Below are 18647 nucleotides of genomic sequence, written 5' to 3'. Positions count from 1 at the left end.
GCGCTCCTGACATGGTCGACTCTTTCCCTGCCGTTCGCCTCCAAGACCTGACGCCGCTGCCCTACCAGCAGGCACTGGCCGCCCACCTCCAGGCGAACGAACCCGAGGCCTGGCGCTGGGCCGCTTCGGCCGAAGCGCGCGAAGAACACACGGCCGCCATGCGCGCCGAACTGCTGCGCAGCGCCTACCGGCTCGACGCCGAAGCACACCCCGACCTGCATGCCGATGCCACCCTGGCCGCGCAGCGCCTGGGCGTCACGGCGCGCATCACGCTCTACCAGGCCCCGTCCGGCGACGGCGCGGCCATGAACGCCGCGATCTACGTCGTGCCGGGCGAGGCGCACATCGTGCTCTCGGGCCCGCTGCTCGAAAAGCTGCAGTCGCCCGAGCGCCAGGCCGTGCTCGGCCACGAGCTGGCGCACTACCTGCTGTGGGAGCGCGACGGCGGCAAGCACCACGTCGTCGACCGCCTGCTGCACGCCACGGCAGCCGACCCGCGCGCCGATGCGAGCCACCTGCAGGCCGCGCGGCGCCATGCGCTGTACACCGAGGCCTTTGCCGACCGCGGCGGCTGCGTGGCCTGCGGCGCGCTCGAGCCCGCCGTGAGCGCGCTCATCAAGATCGAGACCGGCCTCACGCAGGTCAACGTGGCGAGCTACCTCGCGCAGGCCGAAGAAATCTGCTCCGACCCCAACAACAAGGCGCTGCAGACGCGCGGCGTGAGCCACCCCGAGGTGTTCGTGCGCGCCCGCGCGCTGCGCCTGTGGGCCGGCCGCGAGCACGACGCCGACGAATGGCTGGCCGCCGCGCTCGAAGGTCCGCTCGACCTGGGCACGCTCGACATGCTCGGCCAGCAGCGCGTGAGCGCCCTCACGCGCGGCACCCTGGCGCAGCTGCTGCAGCGGCCCGTGTTGCAGTCGGAGTCGCTGCTGGCGCATGCGCGCCGCTTCTTCCCCGACTTCACGCCGCCCACCTCGACGATGCCGCCGCCCGAGCCCGCGCCCGCCGGCCTGCACGACTACCTGGCCAGCGTGCTGGTCGACTTCGTCGCCGCCGATCCCGAGATGGACGACGTCACCCTCGCCGCCGCGCTGGGCCTGGCCGATGCGCTCGGCTGCGACACGCCCTTCGAACAGCGCGTGCTGAAAGACCTGGGTCTTTCCAAGCGCAACTTCACCCGCGTCAAGCGCGACGCCGCCGCCTTGCTCGACAAGGCCGCCACCTCTTCTTCGCAGGCCGCCGCCGCATGACCCTCGCTCCCGCCCCGCTCCTGCAACTCCTCGCCACCGCCGAGGCCCACGGCGGCCTGCAGACCGACGACGTGCTCAAGCTCATGCTGCCGCTGCTGCGCGAGGTCTCGGCCCTGCACGAACTCGGCCACGTCGCCGCACTCGGCAACGCCTTCGCCTACCGCGTGACCGACGCGCCCGCCGAACCCGCGCTGGCACTCGTCCAGCCCGAAGGCACCGCGCCTCGCCGCCACCCCGAGGCCATCGCGCCGCTCGAACAACCCGCCGCCTCCGTGCTGCGCGTGGTCGGCGAAACGCGCCTGACCGTCGATGCCGACGCCGGCGTCGCGCTCGAGAACCTCGCGGTGATGCCCGACGCCGGCCCCGACACCGTGCCCACGCGCCCCGTCTACCTGCCCGGCTACACCGCGTGGGAGCTGCGCCTGGGCCACCACGACGCGCTCGGCGACATCCTGTGCCTGGGCCAGGTGCTGGCCAGCCTGTCGTGCGGGCTCGACTTCACCGACGGCGACGACCTGATCCGCTTCGCCACGCACCGCGACAACCTGTTCGAGCTGAACCGCCGGCTGCACCCGGTGGTGGCCGCCGTGATCTTCGAGATGACCGCGCTCGACCGCCACGAACGCGCACGCGACCTGCCCTCGGTCATCCGCCGCCTCGAGACCTACCGCGACCAGCCCGTCGACCTCGGCCTGGACCGCATCGCGCCCGCCCGCGACGGCGCGGGCCAGCGCCGCCAGGCGATCCAGCTGCACCTGCGCGACCGCCTGTTCGACCTGTCGCGGCGCAACCGCCTGCTGTACTTCAAGCCGACGCAGGCGCATGTGAACCTCACCGTCGCCAGCGTGCCGCTGGTGGTCGACCTGAACAGCATCCGCACCGACCAGCTGTGCGTGTGGGACGGCCGCTTCGCCGCCGACATCGCGAGTTGCGACCCCGTGCCGCTCGCGCGCTGGCTGCGCTTCGAAGACCAGCCCTACCTGCCCGGCGCGCTCGACCGCATCCTGCAGGAGGCGCGGCGCGACCGGGCCGAGTACGGCTTCTCGCAGCTGTCGCTGGTGATCGCCTTCCTGCGCTGGCACAACCTCAAGGAGGGCGAGGCCGAACGCGCCGAGCGCATCGCCTCGCCGCTCTTGATGCTGCCGGTGGAGCTCACGCGCAAGAAAGGCGTGCGCGACCAGTACCTCCTCGAAGCCTCGGCCAGCGAGGCGCAGGTGAACCCCACGCTGCGCCATCACCTGCGCCAGCTCTACGGCATCGCGCTGCCCGAGACGGTGGACCTGCGCGAAACCTCGCTCGAGCAGTTCCACGCGCAGCTGTCGGCGCAGATCGCGCAGAGCGAGCCCGGCGTGCAGCTGCGGCTCGTGAAGCAGCCCGAGATCGCCGTGATGCACCAGCGCGCGCGCCAGCGGCTCGAGCAGTTCAAGCGCCGCACCCGCGTGCGCTCGCCCTCGGCGGTGCCGGTGGCCTCGCAAGACTTCAGCTACGCGCAGGACGACTTCCGCCCGCGCGGGCTGCAGCTGTTCCATGCGCGCGTGCGCCCTGTGCCGCTGCCGGTGCGCGAGGCCGTCGGCGGTGCGCCGCAGCCGCGCGCGCCGCAGATGGCGGCCACCGCGGTCGACGACACCGAGCGCAAGACCTTCGCGCTGCGCGAGAGCAGCGGCAACCCCTACCAGTGGGACATCGACCTCACGGCCGTGACGCTGGGCAACTTCAACCACCGCAAGATGTCGCTGGTGCGCGACTACTCGGGGCTGGCCGAATCCGACCTGGCGAGCGAAGCCTTCGACCGCGTGTTCTCGCTGCAGCCGCGCCGCGTCGACGGCGAGACGCCGCCCGCCCTGCCGCTGGCCGACCAGTGGCCCGTGGTGCAGGCCGACGCCACGCAGACCGCCGCGGTGGCGCTGGCGCGCACCGGCACCAGCTACATCATCCAGGGCCCGCCGGGCACGGGGAAGTCGCAGACCATCACCAACCTGATCGCCGACTACGTGGGCCGCGGCCGGCGCGTGCTCTTCGTCTGCGAGAAGCGCGCCGCCATCGACGTCGTGTTCCACCGCCTGCGCCAGCAGGGGCTGGACGAGCTGTGCTGCATGATCCACGACTCGCAGGGCGACAAGAAGGCCTTCGTGCAGAACCTGCGCAAGACCTACGAGCTGTGGCTCGAAGCGCCCGGCACGCTGGCACAGGAAAGCACCGAGCGCACGCAGGTGCTCGACGCCATGGACCTCGACCTGCGCGCGCTCGAACGCTTCGACGCCGCCATGCACGACGTGCCCGAGCACATCGCCGTGACGCTGCGCGAGCTGCTGTCGCGGCTGGTGGCGCTCAAGGCCGGCGACCCGTCGCTCACGCCGCTGCAGGCCGAGGCGCTGCCCGCCTTCGCGGCCTGGCGCCGGCATGCAGAGCTGGTGTCACGCCTGCACCTGGCCGTGACCGAAAGCCTGGGCGCGCCCAGCTTCGCGCAGCATGTGTTCGCGCAGCTCGCGCCCTCGCTGCTGGCGCAGGAGAAACCGCTGGCGCGGCTGGTCGAACGCAGCGAACGCGCCATCGACCTGAGCGCCCCCTGCCGCGATGCGCTGGTCGATGCCTGGCCACCGCTGGCCGAGGCCGGCGTGCTGTGGCGCGATGCGCTGGCCGTGGTGGCCGATGCGCGCAGCGTCTCCGCGCTGGCCGCGCGCGGCCAGCTCGCGCTGCTCGATGCGGCGCACCCGAGCAGCCTCGCGCTCGGCACCGCCTTGAACGAAAGACGCACGCTGCAGCAGGCGCTCGACGCGCAGCTGCAGCGCACCGCCCACTGGCGCGACAAGCTCTCGCCCGGCGACACCGAGGCCGCACTCGCGCAAGCCCGCGCGCAGCAAGGCTCGCTGCTGCGCTGGCTGCAGCCCTCGTGGTGGCGCCTGTCGGGCGAACTCAAGCGCCGCTACGACTTCGCCGCGCATGCCGTGCGTCCGCAGCCCAGCCAGATCCTCGAAGACCTGCGCGCCGAACAGGCCGCGCGCACCGCGCTCGACCAGCAGGCGGCGCGCCTCGAGGCCGACTACGGCTGCACCGACGCCGAGGCTTTCGCGCAGCAGCTGCAGGCGATGCGCGGCATCGACGCCGGCGCCGGCCTGCGCGCGGCGTTCCGGGCCCACCTGCGCACCGACGCGGGCCGCCGCAGCGTCGAGCAGCTCGTTGCCGCCGCGCCGCGCGTCGACACGCTCGACGCCCTCTGGCACGACCTGCTGCACGACGCCGGCACGCAACCGCTGGACGCGCTCGACGCGCTGGCCCGCACGCTGCGCGACCAGGCCGACGCGCTGCCGTCGGTGCTCCAGCCGCTGCAGGAACTCGCCGACGCCGACCCGGCGGTGGCCGCCGCGCTGCGCACCCTGCCGCTGCCGCCCGAGGCCATCGAGTACGCCGTCGCGCGCGAAGGGCTGGAGCGCGTGTACCGCACCGAGCGCTGGCTGCCGCGCTTCGACGGCGCCACGCTCGCGCGCCATGCGCAGCGCCTGGGCGAAGGCGAACGCAAGCTGCTCGAACGCAATGCGCGCACGCTCGCCGCCGCAGTGCGCCAGCGTTTCCGTGACCACGTGCAAAAGAGCGCCCTGCCCGCCAGCCAGCTCGACGCCGACGGCAAGGTCTTCAAGAAAAGCTACAACGCCGGCCGCCGCGAGCTCGAGCACGAGTTCGGCAAGACCATGCGCTACAAGGCGATCCGCGAACTGGCCAGCGGCGACACCGGCCGCGTGGTGCGCGACATGAAGCCCATCTGGCTCATGAGCCCGCTGTCGGTGTCCGACACGCTGCCGCTCGCGGCCGACCTGTTCGACGTGGTGATCTTCGACGAGGCCAGCCAGATCCCGGTCGAAGAAGCCGTGCCCGCGCTGTACCGCGCGCCGCAGATCATCGTGGTGGGCGACGAGATGCAGCTGCCGCCGACGAGCTTCTTCTCGTCGGGCCGCGACGCCGAGGAAGACACCGTGTCGGTCGCAGGCGACGATGCAGAAAGCGGCGAGGAAGGCGAGCGCATCGCCGTCGTGCTCGACGCCGACAGCCTGCTGAACCAGGGCGCGCGCAACCTGCCGGCCACGCTGCTGGCCTGGCACTACCGCAGCCGCTACGAATCGCTCATCGGTTTTTCGAACGCGGCCTTCTACGCGGGCAACCTGTACACCATTCCCGACCGCAGCCTGCCCGCGCCCGAACGCGGCGAGATCGTGGTGCAGTCGCGCAGCCCGACGGACGAGTCCGTGAAGGCGCAGGTCGACGCCCTGCTCTCGCGCGCCATCAGCTTCCACCGCGTGGCCGATGCGGTGTACGAGAACCGCATCAACGATGGCGAAGCGCGCCACATCGCGCAGCTGGTGCGCGAGCTGCTGCGGCGCGAGACCGGGCGCAGCCTGGGCATCGTGGCGTTCTCCGAGGCGCAACAGGGCGAGATCGAGGAGGAGCTGAACGCGCTCGGCGCGGTCGATGCCGACTTCGCGGCACGGCTGGAGGCCGAGTACGTGCGCGAGGAAGACGACCAGTTCTGCGGCCTCTTCATCAAGAACCTGGAGAACGTGCAGGGCGACGAGCGCGACATCATCATCCTCAGCATCTGCTACGGCCCCAACCCCGAGGGCCGCATGCTGATGAACTTCGGCCCCATCAACCAGCGCGGCGGCGAGAAGCGGCTGAACGTGATCTTCAGCCGCGCCAAGCACCACATGGCGGTGGTCTCGACCATCCGCCACGAGGCGATCACCAACGACCACAACGAAGGCGCGGCGGCGCTGAAGAACTTCCTGCGCTATGCCGAGTGCCTGTCACGCGGCGACGAGGACACGGCGCGACGCGTGCTCGAAGGCATGAACCCGCTCGCGCGCGGCCACGTGGCGCGCCAGGCGCGCACGGACGAGGTCACGGCGCAGATCGCGCAGGCGCTGCGCGCACGCGGCCATGCGGTGGACGAACAGGTGGGGCAGTCGCGTTTTCGCTGCGACCTCGCGGTGCGCGCAGCGGGCCAGGGCCACTATGCGCTGGGCCTCCTCGTGGACGGCGCGGCTCATGAAGGCACGCGCCACAACGTGCTGGAACGCTATGTCTCGCGTCCGCGCATCCTCGACGCTTTCGGCTGGCAGGTGATGCAGGTGCTGGCCAAGGACTGGCTGCACGCCCCCGAGGCCGTGCTCGACCAAGTCGAGCAGGCGCTCGGGAAAAAGGCGGGGGTCAGCGCAGGACGGTGATGACGCGCTTGACGTCGAGTTCGGTCTTGCCGGTGAGCCGGTCCTTGTCGAACTCGCCGCTGAGCTCGACGCGCACCTTGTCGTCGATCTTCACGCCCGGCGGGAAGTACTTGGCGTCGATCTCGACCTTCAGGCGCCCCGTGTCGTCGGCAAAGGTGTAGTGCTCGCCGCCGTCGTGCGAAACGATGAAGCCGCGCACCGTGGCGTGCTGGTCGTCCTGGCCGGTCTCGATCAGCTGCTTGACCGTCAGGTTCGGCACCGAGCTCGGGCCGGCGTACTGGGCCCAGGCCGCGGCCATGGGCAGCGCCACGCCGAACGTCAACGCGGTGGTCTTGAGGATCTTCTTGAAATGCATGCGGTCATTCCTCCTGTGAGTGGCCCAAGGCCAGGTTGCAACAGACTGATGGACCGCGCGCAGGCCCCGAGGTTCCCCGGGGCCGCGCGATCCGATCAATCGTAGATGACCTGCGCCTTGCCCGCTTCGGCCTGCGCGGTCCAGCTCGCGAGCGCCGCATCGGTCGGGAAGAACTTGGCGCGCTCGCCCAATTGCAACTCGACCTGCGCCCCGCCCCGCGCCATCGACAGACGCACGGGCAGGCCGTGCACCAGGTCACCGACCTCGGTCTGCTCGGTGCGCGCCGGAAAGTCTTTCAGAAGGCGCGCGATCTCTGGCACCTTGCCATTGACCGCCACGCGCAGGAACTTGCCGAAGCGGCAGCGCGCCGAGGCCAGGTCCCACACCTGCTGTACCTGGAAGCGCGCCTCGAAGCCGCCGCGCGCGGGCTGCAGCTTGCCGCTCACGATGACGAGTTCGTCGTCCTTCAGCGTGTTGCGGTTGGCGTTGATGAGCGCCTCGTCGGCCGTGGCGTCGATGGACTCCGACTTGTCGTCGAGCTTGAAGATCGCCAGCCGGCCGCGCTGGCCGTTGATGACGCGGAAGTCGCTCACGATGCCGGCAATGACCTGCGGGTCGCGGCTGTCGAGCAGGTCGCCGATCTCGCGCTTGCAGAAGCGCCGCACCTCGTGCGAGACCTCATCGAACAGGTGGCCCGACAGGTAGAAGCCGACGGCGGTTTTCTCGAAGGTCAGGCGCTCCTTCACGCCCCAGGGCGTGGCGTCGACCAGGTCGGGCTCCTGCGTGGCCGAGCCGTGCTCGCAGTCGCCGAAGATGTCGGCCTGCGAAGCGTTGGCCGCCGTGGCAATGGCGAACTCGAAGGCGCGGTCGACCGAGGCAATGAGCGATGCGCGGTTCTGCTGGATGGCATCGAACGCGCCGGCCTTGATGAGCGCTTCGACCGTGCGCTTGTTGATACGCTGGCGATCGATGCGCACGCAGAAATCGTACAGGCTCTTGAACGGCCCGCCCTCTTCGCGCGCCCGCACCACGGCCTCGACCGCGAGCTGGCCCGTGCCCTTCACGGCGCCCAGGCCATACCGGATGATCCGGTTGGTGACGGGCTCGAAGCGGTAGTTGCCGCGGTTCACGTCCGGCGGCTCGAAGGTGATGTTGAAGTTCTTCTGGGCGTCTTCGAACAGCAGCTTGAGCTTGTCCGTGTCGTCCATTTCCACGGTCATGTTGGCGCAGAAGAACTCGGCCGTGTAGTGGACCTTGAGCCAGCCCGTGTGGTACGCCAGCAGCGAGTAGGCGGCGGCGTGCGACTTGTTGAAGCCGTAGCCCGCGAACTTCTCCATCAAGTCGAAGATTTCGTCGGCCTTGTCCTGCACGATGCCGTGCGTGGCCAGGGCGCCCGCGCGGAACTTCTCGCGGTGCTCGGCCATTTCCTCGAGCTTCTTCTTGCCCATCGCGCGGCGCAGCAAGTCGGCGCCGCCCAGCGAGTAGCCGCCCAGGATCTGCGCGGTCTGCATCACCTGCTCCTGGTAGACCATGATCCCGTAGGTCTCGGAGAGCATCTCGGCCACGGCCGGGTGCGGGTACTCCACGTCTTCGCGGCCGTGCTTGCGCGCCACGAAGCTGGGAATCAGGTCCATCGGGCCCGGGCGGTACAGCGCGTTCAGCGCGATCAGGTCTTCCAGGCGCGTGGGCCGGGCGTCCTTCAGCATGCCCTGCATGCCGCGGGATTCGAACTGGAACACGGCCTCGGTCTTGCCGTCGGAGAACAGGCGGTAGGTCGGCCCGTCGTTCAGCGGGATGTTCTCGAACGCGAAGTTCTCCTGGCCCTTGTGGCGCTTCATGATGAACTCGCGCGCGATCTCCAGGATCGTGAGCGTGGCCAGGCCCAAGAAGTCGAACTTCACGAGGCCGATGGCTTCGACGTCGTCCTTGTCGTACTGGCTCACGGCCGATTCACTGCCGGGCTGCTGGTACAGCGGGCAGAAGTCGGTGAGCTTGCCCGGCGCGATGAGCACGCCGCCGGCGTGCATGCCGATGTTGCGGGTCATGCCTTCGAGCTTCTGCGCGAGCTCGACCAGCATGCGGACTTCTTCTTCCTTCTCGATGCGCTCCGCCAGCTGCGGCTCCATCTCGATGGCGTAGTTGTTCTTGTCGCCTTCGATCTTGGTCGCGGGCGGGTACTGCAGCGTGACCGACATGCCGGGCTTGTTCGGGATCAGCTTGCTGATGCCGTCGCAGAACATGTAGCTCATGTCGAGCACGCGGCCCACGTCGCGGATGGCCGCGCGCGCGGCCATGGTGCCGAACGTGGCGATCTGGCTCACGGCGTTGCGGCCGTACTTGTCCTTCACGTAGTCGATCACACGGTCCCGGTTGCCCTGGCAGAAGTCGATGTCGAAGTCGGGCATCGAGACGCGTTCGGGGTTCAGGAAACGTTCGAACAGCAGCTTGTATTCGAGCGGGTCGAGGTCGGTGATCTTCAGCGCGTAGGCCACGAGCGAGCCGGCACCCGAGCCCCGGCCCGGTCCCACGGGGCAGCCGTTTTCCTTGGCCCACTTGATGAAGTCGCCCACGATCAGGAAGTAGCCGGGGAAGCCCATGTTCAGGATCGTGTTGATCTCGAACTCCAGGCGCTCCACGTAGCGCGGCCGCTCGGCCTCGCGCTTGGCTTCGTCGGGGTACAGGTGCTTCAGCCGCACCTCCAGGCCCTCGAACGACTCCTGGCGGAAGAACTCGCCGATCGGCATGCGCACGCCTTCGCTGATGAAGGGCGTGGGAAAGTCGGGCAGTTGCGGCTTGCCGAGCACCAGCGTGAGGTTGCAGCGCTTGGCGATCTCGACCGTGTTGGCCAGCGCGCTGGGCACGTCGGCAAAGAGCGCCTGCATCTCGGCGCTCGACTTGAAGTACTGCTCTTCGGTGAACTTGCGCACGCGGCGCGGGTTGCCAAGAATTTCGCCTTCGGAAATGCACACGCGCGCCTCGTGCGCCTCGTAGTCCTGGCGTTCGGCGAACTGCACCGGGTGCGTGGCCACCACCGGCAGCTTCAGGCGGGCGGCGAGCTTCACGGCGGCGATCACGTGCGGCTCGTCCTCGGGACGGCCGGCGCGCTGCAGCTCGATGTAGAAGCGGTGCGGGAACATACCCGCCAGTTGCAGCGCCAGTTCGGCGGCGCGCTCTTCCTGGCCCTGCAACAGCGGCTGGCCCAGCGGCCCGGCCTGCGCGCCCGACAGCGCGATCAGCCCGCCCTGCAGTTCCTGCAGCCATTCGAGCTTGCAGGCCGCCTGCGACTGGCCGCGGCTCACGTTCTGCGTCCAGGCCCGGGCCAGCAGTTCCGACAGGTTGAGGTAGCCCTCCATGTTCTGCACCAGCAGAATGAGGCGGGTCAGCGCGCCGGGCTCCTTGCCCAGCCCGTCGATGAAGATTTCAGCGCCGATGACGGGCTTGACGCCCTTGCCCCGGCCCTGTTTGTAGAACTTGACCGTCCCGAACAGGTTGTTCAGGTCGGTGATGGCCAGCGCGGGCTGCTTGTCGGCAGCGGCGGCCTTGATGACTTCGTCGATTCGATTCGTGCCATCGACGACGGAAAACTCGGTGTGCAGACGCAGGTGAACAAACATCCGTCGATTGTAGGAAGCCGCCCTCCACGATGTGGTGTGGCGATCCCTACAATCCCGCCCCGTGCAAGAGATTTTGAATATCGCCGCCTACAAGTTCGTGGGCATCAACGACAGCCCCGTGCTGCGTGAGACCCTGCGCGAGCGCGCGCAGGCCCTGGGCCTGATGGGCACGATCCTGCTGGCGCCCGAAGGTATCAACCTGTTTCTGGCGGGGACGGCGCAGGCCATCCACGCCTTCCTGGCCGACCTGCGCGCCGACGCGCGCTTTGCCGACCTCGAAACCAAGGAAAGCTGGTCGGCCACGCAGCCTTTCCGGCGCATGCTGGTCAAGCTCAAGCGCGAGATCATCCGCATGGACCACCCCGCGATCCAGCCCGCCGCCGGTCGCGCGCCCGGCGTGGACGCGCCCACGCTCAAGCGCTGGCTCGACCAGGGCCACGACGACGAGGGCCGCGAGATCGTGATGCTGGACACGCGCAACGACTTCGAGGTCGACGAAGGCACCTTCGACGGCGCGATCGACTGGCGCATCACCAAGTTCACCGAATTCCCGCCCGCCCTGAAGGCGCACCGCGCCGACTTCGAGGGCAAGACGGTGGTGAGCTTCTGCACCGGCGGCATCCGCTGCGAGAAGGCCGCCATCCTCATGCGCGAGGAAGGCGTGGAACACGTGCTGCAGCTCGAAGGCGGCATCCTCAAGTACTTCGAGGACGTCGGCGGCGCGCACTACCACGGCGACTGCTTCGTGTTCGACGGCCGCCGGGCCCTGGCGCCCGACCTCAGCGCGCGCGCGTCCGATGCCAGCGCCCGGGCCTCGGAAGACCCGGACATCGGCATCAAGCAATAAACGGAAGGCTCAGACCGGCGTGGTGCCCGTGTCGGGCTCGCGCACGCCGAAGGGCTTGCCCGGCAGCGGAATGAACTCGGTCTCGCCGGGCACGTGGCCCATGCGCTGCGCGGCCCAGTCGGCGCCGGCTTCGAGGATGCGTTCGCGCCGGCTCGAGACGAAATTCCAGGTGATGTAGCGCGGGCCGTCGAGTGGCTCGCCGCCGATCACCATCAGGCGCACGGCCGTGTCGGCAGTGAACACCGCGCCCTGCCCGTCGGGCAGCACCGCCATCGTGTGGGCGGGCGCCGGCTCGCCGTTCACGTTCGCATCGCCGTCGACCATGTAGACCGCCAGCTCGGGCGCCAGCGCGGGCAGCTCGAAACGGCCGCCGGCCGGCAGCGCGATGTCCAGGTAGACCGTCTGCGCCAGCGTCTTCACCGGCGAGCGCACGCCGAAGGCCTCGCCCACCAGCACGCGCACGGGCACGCCCTGCACCGTCAGCTCGGGAATGGCGTCGGCCGGCGTGTGCTCGAAGCTGGGCTCGACCTCTTCATGGGCCTGCGGCAACGCGGCCCACAGCTGCAGGCCGTGGTTCACGAAAGTGTCGGCCAAGAGGCGCTCGGGCTTGCGCTCGGAGTGCACGATGCCGCGCCCCGCGGTCATCCAGTTGATGGCGCCGGGCTGGATCTCCTGCACGCTGCCGAGGCTGTCGCGGTGCATCATCGCGCCCTCGAACAGGTAGGTGACCGTCGACAGGCCGATGTGCGGGTGCGGCCGCACGTCGTGCGCGTTGCCGGGCTGTTCGGTGGCCGGGCCGAAGTGGTCGAAGAACACGAAGGGCCCGACCGAGCGGCGCTGCGCCGCCGGCAGCACGCGCCGCACGTTGAAGCCACCACCCAGGTCCTTGTCGTGGGGCCGCAGCAATTGGATTTCGGGGATGGTGTCGGTCATCGTGGGGTCCTTGTGGGCGAAGTTCGGTGGGGCGTTATGCGCGTGATCTTGCCACCGCGCCCACGCGCTCGCCGAAGGCGCGCGCGGTTTCCAGGTCGCCCTTGGGCATCTCGGCCGGGCTCGCGTCCGAGGGCGACTGCGTGAGCAAGCCGCCGTAGCCGCCGACGTAGTTCATGGCGTCGCGCGTGGCCGCCTTGTTGTTGGTCGGCAGGATGCCCATGCTGACCCAGATGCCGCTGTGCTGCATGGCCAGCGTCCACAGGTAGGTCATGGTCGTGACCTTGTCGCCGTTCATCGTGGCGCTGTTGGTGAAGCCGGCGAAGAGCTTGTCTTTCCAGCCTTGCGTGTACCAGACCTTGGACGACGCATCGGCGAATTTCTTGAACTGCCAGCTCACGCCGCCCATGTAGGTCGGTGAGCCGAAGATGATCGCGTCGGCCGCAGCCAGCGTCTCCCAGCCACCGGCCGGCAGGTTGCCGTCGGCGTCGATGGCGAGCAGCTGCGCGCCCGCCCCATCGGCCACGGCCTGGGCCACGCGCTGGGTGTGGCCGTAGCCGGAATGGAAGACAACGACGATGTTTGCCATGAAACGGATTTCCTCAAAGAAGCGATGAAGTCAGCAGGCCGCGCCCACGAGGTGTGCGCGGCCTGGGGTGAAGCGAGCTTACTTTTTATCGATGCTGAAGCGACCGGCGCCGAAGGCGGCGAAAGCCAGCAGGCCGCCTGCGATGGCGATGTTCTTGAAGAACATCAGCTGGTTCACGAAGGCCTTGTCGGCGGGCATGCCCCAGTAGTTGTGGAACATCACGGCCGCGGCCACGGTGAAGATCGCCAGCACGATCGCCGACAGGCGCGTCTTGAAGCCGACCAGCAGCAGCAGGCCGAGCCCCAGCTCCACGACGATCGCGATGACCGCCGCCACTTGCGGCAGCGGCGCGCCCACCGAGGAGATGTACCCCACGGTGCCGGCAAAGCCCATGAGCTTGCCGAAGCCTGCGGGCACGAACAGCGCTGCAAGCAGCACGCGGCCGATGAGTGCCAGGGTGTCCTGGGCGGCGTTGGGGGCGGTGGTTGTGGTGGTAATGGCCATGGTGAAACTCCTCGTTGGTTGTTGAAGCAAAAGGGACAGGAAAAAAGACGCCGTCTCAGGCCGTCAGGTCGAACACCAGCACTTCGGCATCCTTGCCGGCGCCGAGCGTGAGTTGCGATTCGCCTTCGAGCATCGCGGCGTCGCCGCCCACGAGCTTCTGGCCGTTGACTTCGAGCTCGCCGCGCACCAGGTGCACGTAGCTCTTGCGTTGCGGGTCGAGCACCAGGCTGGCGGTTTCACTGCCGTCGAACAGGCCGGCGAACAGGCGTGCGTCGGCGTTCACCGTCACCGAGCCGTCGCGGCCGTCGGGCGAGGCCACCAGGCGCAGGGTGCCGCGCTTTTCGGCGTCGCTGAACTGCTTCTGCTCGTAGCCGGGGGCGATGCCGCGTTCCTTGGGCTCGATCCAGATCTGCAGGAAGTGCGTGGTCTGGTCGGCCTTGTGGTTGAACTCGCTGTGCATCACGCCACGGCCGGCGCTCATGCGCTGCACGTCGCCCGGCGGAATGGATTCGATGTTGCCCATGCTGTCCTTGTGCGCGAGTTCGCCCGAGAGCACGTAGCTGATGATCTCCATGTCCCGGTGGCCGTGGGTGCCGAAGCCGGCGCCCGCCGCCACGCGGTCTTCGTTGATCACCCGCAGGTTGCCGAAGCCCATGTAGGCCGGATCGTAGTACCCCGCGAAGGAAAAGCTGTGGAACGAGCGCAGCCAGCCATGGTCGGCATAACCGCGTTCCTGGGATTTACGCACTTGCAACATATCGAACTCCTTGCTGCCCCACCCGGTTCGGGCGCCGGGGCTTTCATCGTGGGCCGCGCCGGATGCGCAGCGGATGAGAAGAATTCTGGACCTCCATCCCCCTCTGAAAGACGCCCGGTTTTGATGGCATCATTCAAATTATTTGAATGATGGAGCCCGCCCCATGACGAGCGCCCGAGACGTCCTCACCCCCGACGCGCTGGCCATGCTGCAGACGGTGGCCACCACCGGCAGCTTCGCCGCCGCTGCGCGCGCGCTCGGTCTGGTGCCCAGCGCGCTGAGCTACCGCGTGCGCCAGATCGAGGACGCGCTCGACGTGCTGCTGTTCGACCGCAGCGCGCGCCAGGCCCGCATCACCGAGGCCGGCGCCGAACTGCTGCGCGAGGCCGCACGCCTGCTCGGCGAGATCGACGCCGTGGCCAACCGCGTGAAGCGCGTGGCCACCGGCTGGGAGCCGATGCTGACCATCGCGGTCGACAGCGTGATCGCACGCGACCCGCTGCTCGACCTGTGCACCGCCTTCTTCGCGCTCGAGCCGCCCACGCGCCTCAAGCTGCGCGACGAAACCCTGCTGGGCACCATCGAGGCGCTGACCAGCGGCGAGGCCGACCTGGCGATCGGCGCGGTGCTCGATGCCGCGAGCCTGGCCTTCACCGCCACCGGCATCCGCAGCCGCCCCATCGGCGAGTTGCGCTTCGTGTTCGCGGTGGCGCCGCACCATCCGCTCGCGCGCCTGCCGCAGCCGCTGAGCGACGCGGTGCTGCGCCAGCACCGCGCAGTGGCCGCGGCCGACTCGGTGCGCAGCGGGCCGAGCATGACGGTGAACCTCGTGGGCGGGCAGGACGTGCTCACCGTGCCCAGCATGCAGGCCAAGATCGCCGCGCAGCTGCACGGCCTGGGCGGCGGCTTTTTGCCCGAGCCGATGGCGCGGCCCTACATCGAGGCCGGCCACCTTGTGGAGCTGCAGACCGAACGCCAGCCGCCGCTGGGCACCATGCACTGCGCGTGGCGCGTGCGCAGCGCGGGCAAGCCGGGGCGCGCGCTCGAATGGTGGCTCGCGCAGTTCGAGCACGAGGGCACGCGCAAGGCGCTGCTCGAACGGCACCGGGGCCGTTGAACGCCACGCGATGACGGCGTCATAAGGGTCGCCCCCAGCCCGGCGACGCGCGCAGACCGAGGTAGAGTGTGCACGGCCTCCTCAGTCATCACCCTGTCAAAAGAAAAGAGTCCGCCATGCCCAAAGCCAAAGCCCGCGCCACCGCCGACCGCCACCGAACTCCCGCCGCCGCCCGCCATTTCGCCGTGATCGGCGCCGGCATTGCCGGCGTGGCCTGTGCCCGCACGCTGATGCAGGCCGGGCACCGCGTCACGGTGTTCGAACGCGAGGCCACGCCGGGCGGGCGGATGGCGAGCATCGACACCGCCTTCGGCCGCTTCGACAGCGGCGCGCAGTACTTCACCGTGCGCGACCCGCGCTTTGCACAGGTGCTGGCCACCACGCCCGCGCTGTGCCGCCCCTGGAGCGCCAACCTCGTGCGCGTGCTCGACGCCCATGGCCGCGTGGCCGAGGCGGCGCTGCCCTCGCTGGAGCCGCACTGGGTCGCCCAGCCCGGCATGGACGCGCTCGTGGCCCACTGGGCCGCGCCGCTGGGCGAACACCTCGTCACCGACACCCAGGTCACCCGCATCGAGCCCGACGCGCTCGACGCCACCCGCTGGCAGCTGCGCACCGCCGGCGCGGACGATTCCCAGCACGTGTACTCCGGCTTCGACGCCGTGCTGCTGGCCGTGCCGCCCGCGCGCACCCGCGAACTGCTCGCCGGCGGCGACCGCTCGGCCACGCTGAGCCGCAAGATCGAACCCGTGCGCATCGCGCCCTGCTGGACGCTGATGATCGCCTTCCCCCAGGCCAACCAGGCCAACATGTCGCACCTCGGCCCGCAATGGAACGTGGCGCGCAGCACCCACCACCGCGTGGCGTGGCTGGCGCGCGAATCGTCCAAGCCCGGCCGCGAGCGCGTCGAGCGCTGGACCCTGCAGGCCAGCGCCACATGGTCGGAAGAACACCTGCGCGACACGCCCGCGCGCATCGAGGCCAAGCTGCTGCGCGCCTTCTCGGAGATCACCGGCATCCACGCCACGCCCAGCCACGCCAAGGCGCGCTGCTGGCCCGAAGCGCAGACGCAAGTGCCCGTGGGCCAGACCCACCTGTGGGACGCCAAGGCGCGCATCGGCATCGCCGGTGACTGGTGCATCGGCCATCGCGTGGAAGATGGTTTCGTTTCGGGCCTGTCGCTGGCCTTGGCCGTTCTCTAAGTCCTCCAAGAAAGGATGCGGGCCACTGGCCGCTTCGCCCCCTCGCCCACCGGCCCGCTGCACGCCGGCTCGCTGGTGGCCGCGCTCGCGAGCTGGCTCGACGTGCGCGCACGCGGCGACCAGGCGCGCTGGCTGGTCCGCATCGAGGACGCCGACACCGAGCGCTGCCTACCCGGCATGGGCGAACACATCCTGCGGCAACTCGCCGACTGCGCGCTGCTCCCCGACGAACCGCCCGAGTGGCAGACGCAGCGCACCGCGCGCTACGAGGCGGCGCTGGCCGCGCTGCAGGCGCGTGGCCTCGCCTACCCCTGCGGCTGCTCGCGCAAGGACATCGACCTGGCCCTGGCCCGGCTCGGCCATGCGCACGAACGCCACGGCGAGCGCGTCTACCCCGGCACCTGCCGCGAGGGCCTGCACGGCAAGCCCGCGCGCGCCTGGCGCTTTGCCGCGCACCGCATGCCGGCCGGCGACCTGCACTGGCACGACCGCCGCCTCGGCCCGCAGCAGCAGGACGTGCAGCGCGAGGTCGGCGACTTCGTGCTGCGCCGCGCCGACGGCCCCTGGGCCTACCAGCTGGCCGTGGTGGTCGACGACGCCGAACAGGGCGTGACCGACGTGGTGCGCGGCGAAGACCTGGCCGACAACACGGCGCGCCAGATCCTGCTGCAGCAGGCGCTCGGCCTGCCCACGCCGAGCTACCTGCACACGCCGCTGGTGCGCGGCGCCGACGGCGACAAGCTCTCCAAGCAGAACGGCGCCACGGCCATCGACACCGCCACGCCGCACGCCGCGCTGGCCGCGCTCGACACCGCCGCGCGCGCGCTCGGGCTGCGCCCCACGGCCGCCGGCCACTGCACCGCCGCCTTGGCCGGCTGGGTGCCCGAATGGCGCGATCTCTACAATTCGCGGCCCTCATGAACATTCCCGACACCGTGTCCAACGACCTCCCGCCCGGCGACGACCTGCCCGCATCCCCCGAAGACGACGCCACCGACGGCAAGCCGCACCCGCTGCACCGCCGCCTCAAGAGCTTCGTGAAGCGCGCCGGCCGCACCACCGACGGCCAGGCCCGCGCCTTCGCCGAACTGGGCCCGCTGTTCCTCGTGCCCTACACGCCCGAGCGGCTCGACCTCACGGCGGCCTTCGGCGGCCGCGTGGGCCCGACGGTGCTGGAGATCGGCTTCGGCATGGGCGAGGCCACGGCCCACATCGCCACGGTGCTGCCCGAGACCAACTTCCTGTGCTGCGAGGTGCACGAGCCCGGCGTGGGCGCGCTGCTCAAGCGCATCGGCGAGCAGTCGATCTCGAACATCCGCATCTGCGCGCACGACGCGGTCGACGTGATCGACCACATGCTGCAGCCCGGCACGCTGGCCGGCGTGCACGTGTTCTTTCCCGACCCCTGGCACAAGAAGCGCCACAACAAGCGCCGCCTGATCCAGCCCGAGTTCGTGAACAAGCTGGCGCAGCACCTGCGCCCCGGCGGCTACATCCATTGCGCCACCGACTGGCAGCCCTACGCCGAGCAGATGCTCGAGGTGCTGGGCGCCGAGCCGCTGCTGCGCAACACCGCGCCGGACACCGGCTACGCGCCCAAGCCGGCGTACCGCCCGCTCACCAAGTTCGAGAACCGCGGCCTCAAGCTGGGCCACGGCGTGTGGGACCTGGTGTTCGAAAAACGCGCCTGAGCGCGCGTCACCTTCCCCCGCTCACTCGACGAGCTTGAAGCGGAACGGCAACCGCATGCGAGCGCGCACCGCACGCCCGTCCGCCGTGCGCGCCGGGTCGAAGTGCCATCCCTTGAGCGAATCGGTCGCCGCCTGCGACAGCAGCGGGTGCGGCGAGCGTTCGACGCGGATGTCTTCGGGCTTGCCGTCCACGCCGACGAAGAAGGCCGTGACCACCAGGCCCTCGATGCCCTCTTCCACCAACGCGGACGGATAGCTGGGATAGCGGCGCTGGCGGATCACCGGCTCCGTCACGACAGCGTCCGCCGCGGCCCGCGGATCGGCGCGCGGCGCCGCCATGAGGGTCGGCCCCGGCGGCAATGCCATCGGCGGCCCCGCCAGTGGCAGCGGTGGCGGCTCGATCGTCGATGGCGGCGGCAGGGGCGGCGGCTCGATCATCGGTTGCGGCGGCTGCGGCGCAGCCACGGGCACGAAGACCTCCGGCGCGGGCAGCGCCTTTTCCACCACCTTCGATGGGGGCGGCACGACGCAACCAGCGAGCGCCGCGCACATCCCTCCCAGAACCCAGGACACAGTTG

The 18647-nt window shown here is 69.9% G+C and carries 14 protein-coding genes; 7 read left to right on the top strand and 7 right to left on the bottom strand.

Features of this window, described 5'->3' with window-relative positions; translation table 11 throughout:
- Positions 1 to 11: 11 nt before the first annotated feature.
- Positions 12 to 1250, top strand: coding sequence for a SprT-like domain-containing protein (locus tag AC1RGU_RS07925; RefSeq protein ID WP_492695847.1), 1239 nt, complete (start codon positions 12 to 14; stop codon positions 1248 to 1250).
- Complete coding sequence (locus AC1RGU_RS07920) at positions 1247 to 6466, top strand: AAA domain-containing protein (protein ID WP_492695846.1); 5220 nt, start codon at positions 1247 to 1249, stop codon at positions 6464 to 6466. Before AC1RGU_RS07925 ends, AC1RGU_RS07920 begins: the two co-directional genes overlap by 4 nt.
- On the opposite strand, the gene AC1RGU_RS07915 is transcribed toward AC1RGU_RS07920, so the two are convergent.
- Both AC1RGU_RS07915 and dnaE read right to left on the bottom strand, forming a co-directional pair.
- On the bottom strand, positions 6450 to 6821 hold the full coding sequence (locus AC1RGU_RS07915; protein ID WP_083259096.1) for a YgiW/YdeI family stress tolerance OB fold protein: 372 nt from the start codon (positions 6819 to 6821) through the stop codon (positions 6450 to 6452). The genes AC1RGU_RS07920 and AC1RGU_RS07915 overlap by 17 nt on opposite strands.
- 95 nt (positions 6822 to 6916) lie before the next feature.
- Positions 6917 to 10435: a DNA polymerase III subunit alpha gene (gene dnaE / locus AC1RGU_RS07910; RefSeq protein ID WP_369632584.1), complete on the bottom strand. Its 3519-nt coding sequence runs from the start codon at positions 10433 to 10435 to the stop codon at positions 6917 to 6919.
- A gap of 61 nt (positions 10436 to 10496) precedes the next feature.
- Between dnaE and AC1RGU_RS07905 the strand changes: the two genes are divergently transcribed.
- Positions 10497 to 11282, top strand: coding sequence for a sulfurtransferase (locus AC1RGU_RS07905; RefSeq protein ID WP_062481623.1), 786 nt, complete (start codon positions 10497 to 10499; stop codon positions 11280 to 11282).
- Positions 11283 to 11291: 9 nt separating this feature from the next.
- Here AC1RGU_RS07905 and AC1RGU_RS07900 read toward each other — a convergent pair whose 3' ends face one another.
- The 4 genes from AC1RGU_RS07900 to AC1RGU_RS07885 form a co-directional block, all read right to left on the bottom strand.
- Positions 11292 to 12215: a pirin family protein gene (locus AC1RGU_RS07900; RefSeq protein ID WP_492695844.1), complete on the bottom strand. Its 924-nt coding sequence runs from the start codon at positions 12213 to 12215 to the stop codon at positions 11292 to 11294.
- Positions 12216 to 12249: 34 nt separating this feature from the next.
- Entirely contained in the window at positions 12250 to 12801 is a 552-nt protein-coding gene (locus AC1RGU_RS07895; RefSeq protein WP_070060379.1) for a flavodoxin family protein, read from the bottom strand.
- A gap of 78 nt (positions 12802 to 12879) precedes the next feature.
- The gene (locus AC1RGU_RS07890) at positions 12880 to 13305 is read right to left on the bottom strand and encodes a DoxX family protein (protein WP_492685478.1); all 426 of its coding nucleotides are present in this window, start codon (positions 13303 to 13305) and stop codon (positions 12880 to 12882) included.
- Between the two features lie 55 nt (positions 13306 to 13360).
- Complete coding sequence (locus tag AC1RGU_RS07885) at positions 13361 to 14062, bottom strand: pirin family protein (RefSeq protein WP_492695842.1); 702 nt, start codon at positions 14060 to 14062, stop codon at positions 13361 to 13363.
- Positions 14063 to 14225: 163 nt separating this feature from the next.
- Between AC1RGU_RS07885 and AC1RGU_RS07880 the strand changes: the two genes are divergently transcribed.
- From AC1RGU_RS07880 to trmB, 4 genes are all read left to right on the top strand, one after another.
- Positions 14226 to 15179: a LysR family transcriptional regulator gene (locus tag AC1RGU_RS07880; RefSeq protein ID WP_095947849.1), complete on the top strand. Its 954-nt coding sequence runs from the start codon at positions 14226 to 14228 to the stop codon at positions 15177 to 15179.
- 116 nt (positions 15180 to 15295) lie between these two features.
- Positions 15296 to 16378, top strand: a complete 1083-nt coding sequence (locus tag AC1RGU_RS07875) for an NAD(P)/FAD-dependent oxidoreductase (RefSeq protein ID WP_492695841.1) — start codon at positions 15296 to 15298, stop codon at positions 16376 to 16378.
- A 15-nt stretch (positions 16379 to 16393) separates the two neighbouring features.
- Entirely contained in the window at positions 16394 to 17299 is a 906-nt protein-coding gene (gluQRS, locus tag AC1RGU_RS07870; RefSeq protein ID WP_492695839.1) for a tRNA glutamyl-Q(34) synthetase GluQRS, read from the top strand.
- Complete coding sequence (trmB, locus tag AC1RGU_RS07865; RefSeq protein WP_354343413.1) at positions 17296 to 18069, top strand: tRNA (guanosine(46)-N7)-methyltransferase TrmB; 774 nt, start codon at positions 17296 to 17298, stop codon at positions 18067 to 18069. Before gluQRS ends, trmB begins: the two co-directional genes overlap by 4 nt.
- A gap of 21 nt (positions 18070 to 18090) precedes the next feature.
- Here trmB and AC1RGU_RS07860 read toward each other — a convergent pair whose 3' ends face one another.
- Positions 18091 to 18594, bottom strand: a complete 504-nt coding sequence (locus AC1RGU_RS07860; RefSeq protein ID WP_492695837.1) for an energy transducer TonB — start codon at positions 18592 to 18594, stop codon at positions 18091 to 18093.
- Positions 18595 to 18647: the final 53 nt, after the last annotated feature.

The organism is Variovorax sp. GW823-FHT02B07 (assembly GCF_058797695.1).
The sequence above is the reverse complement of the archived record's forward strand: the minus strand, read 5'-3'. Positions and strand labels throughout refer to the sequence as shown.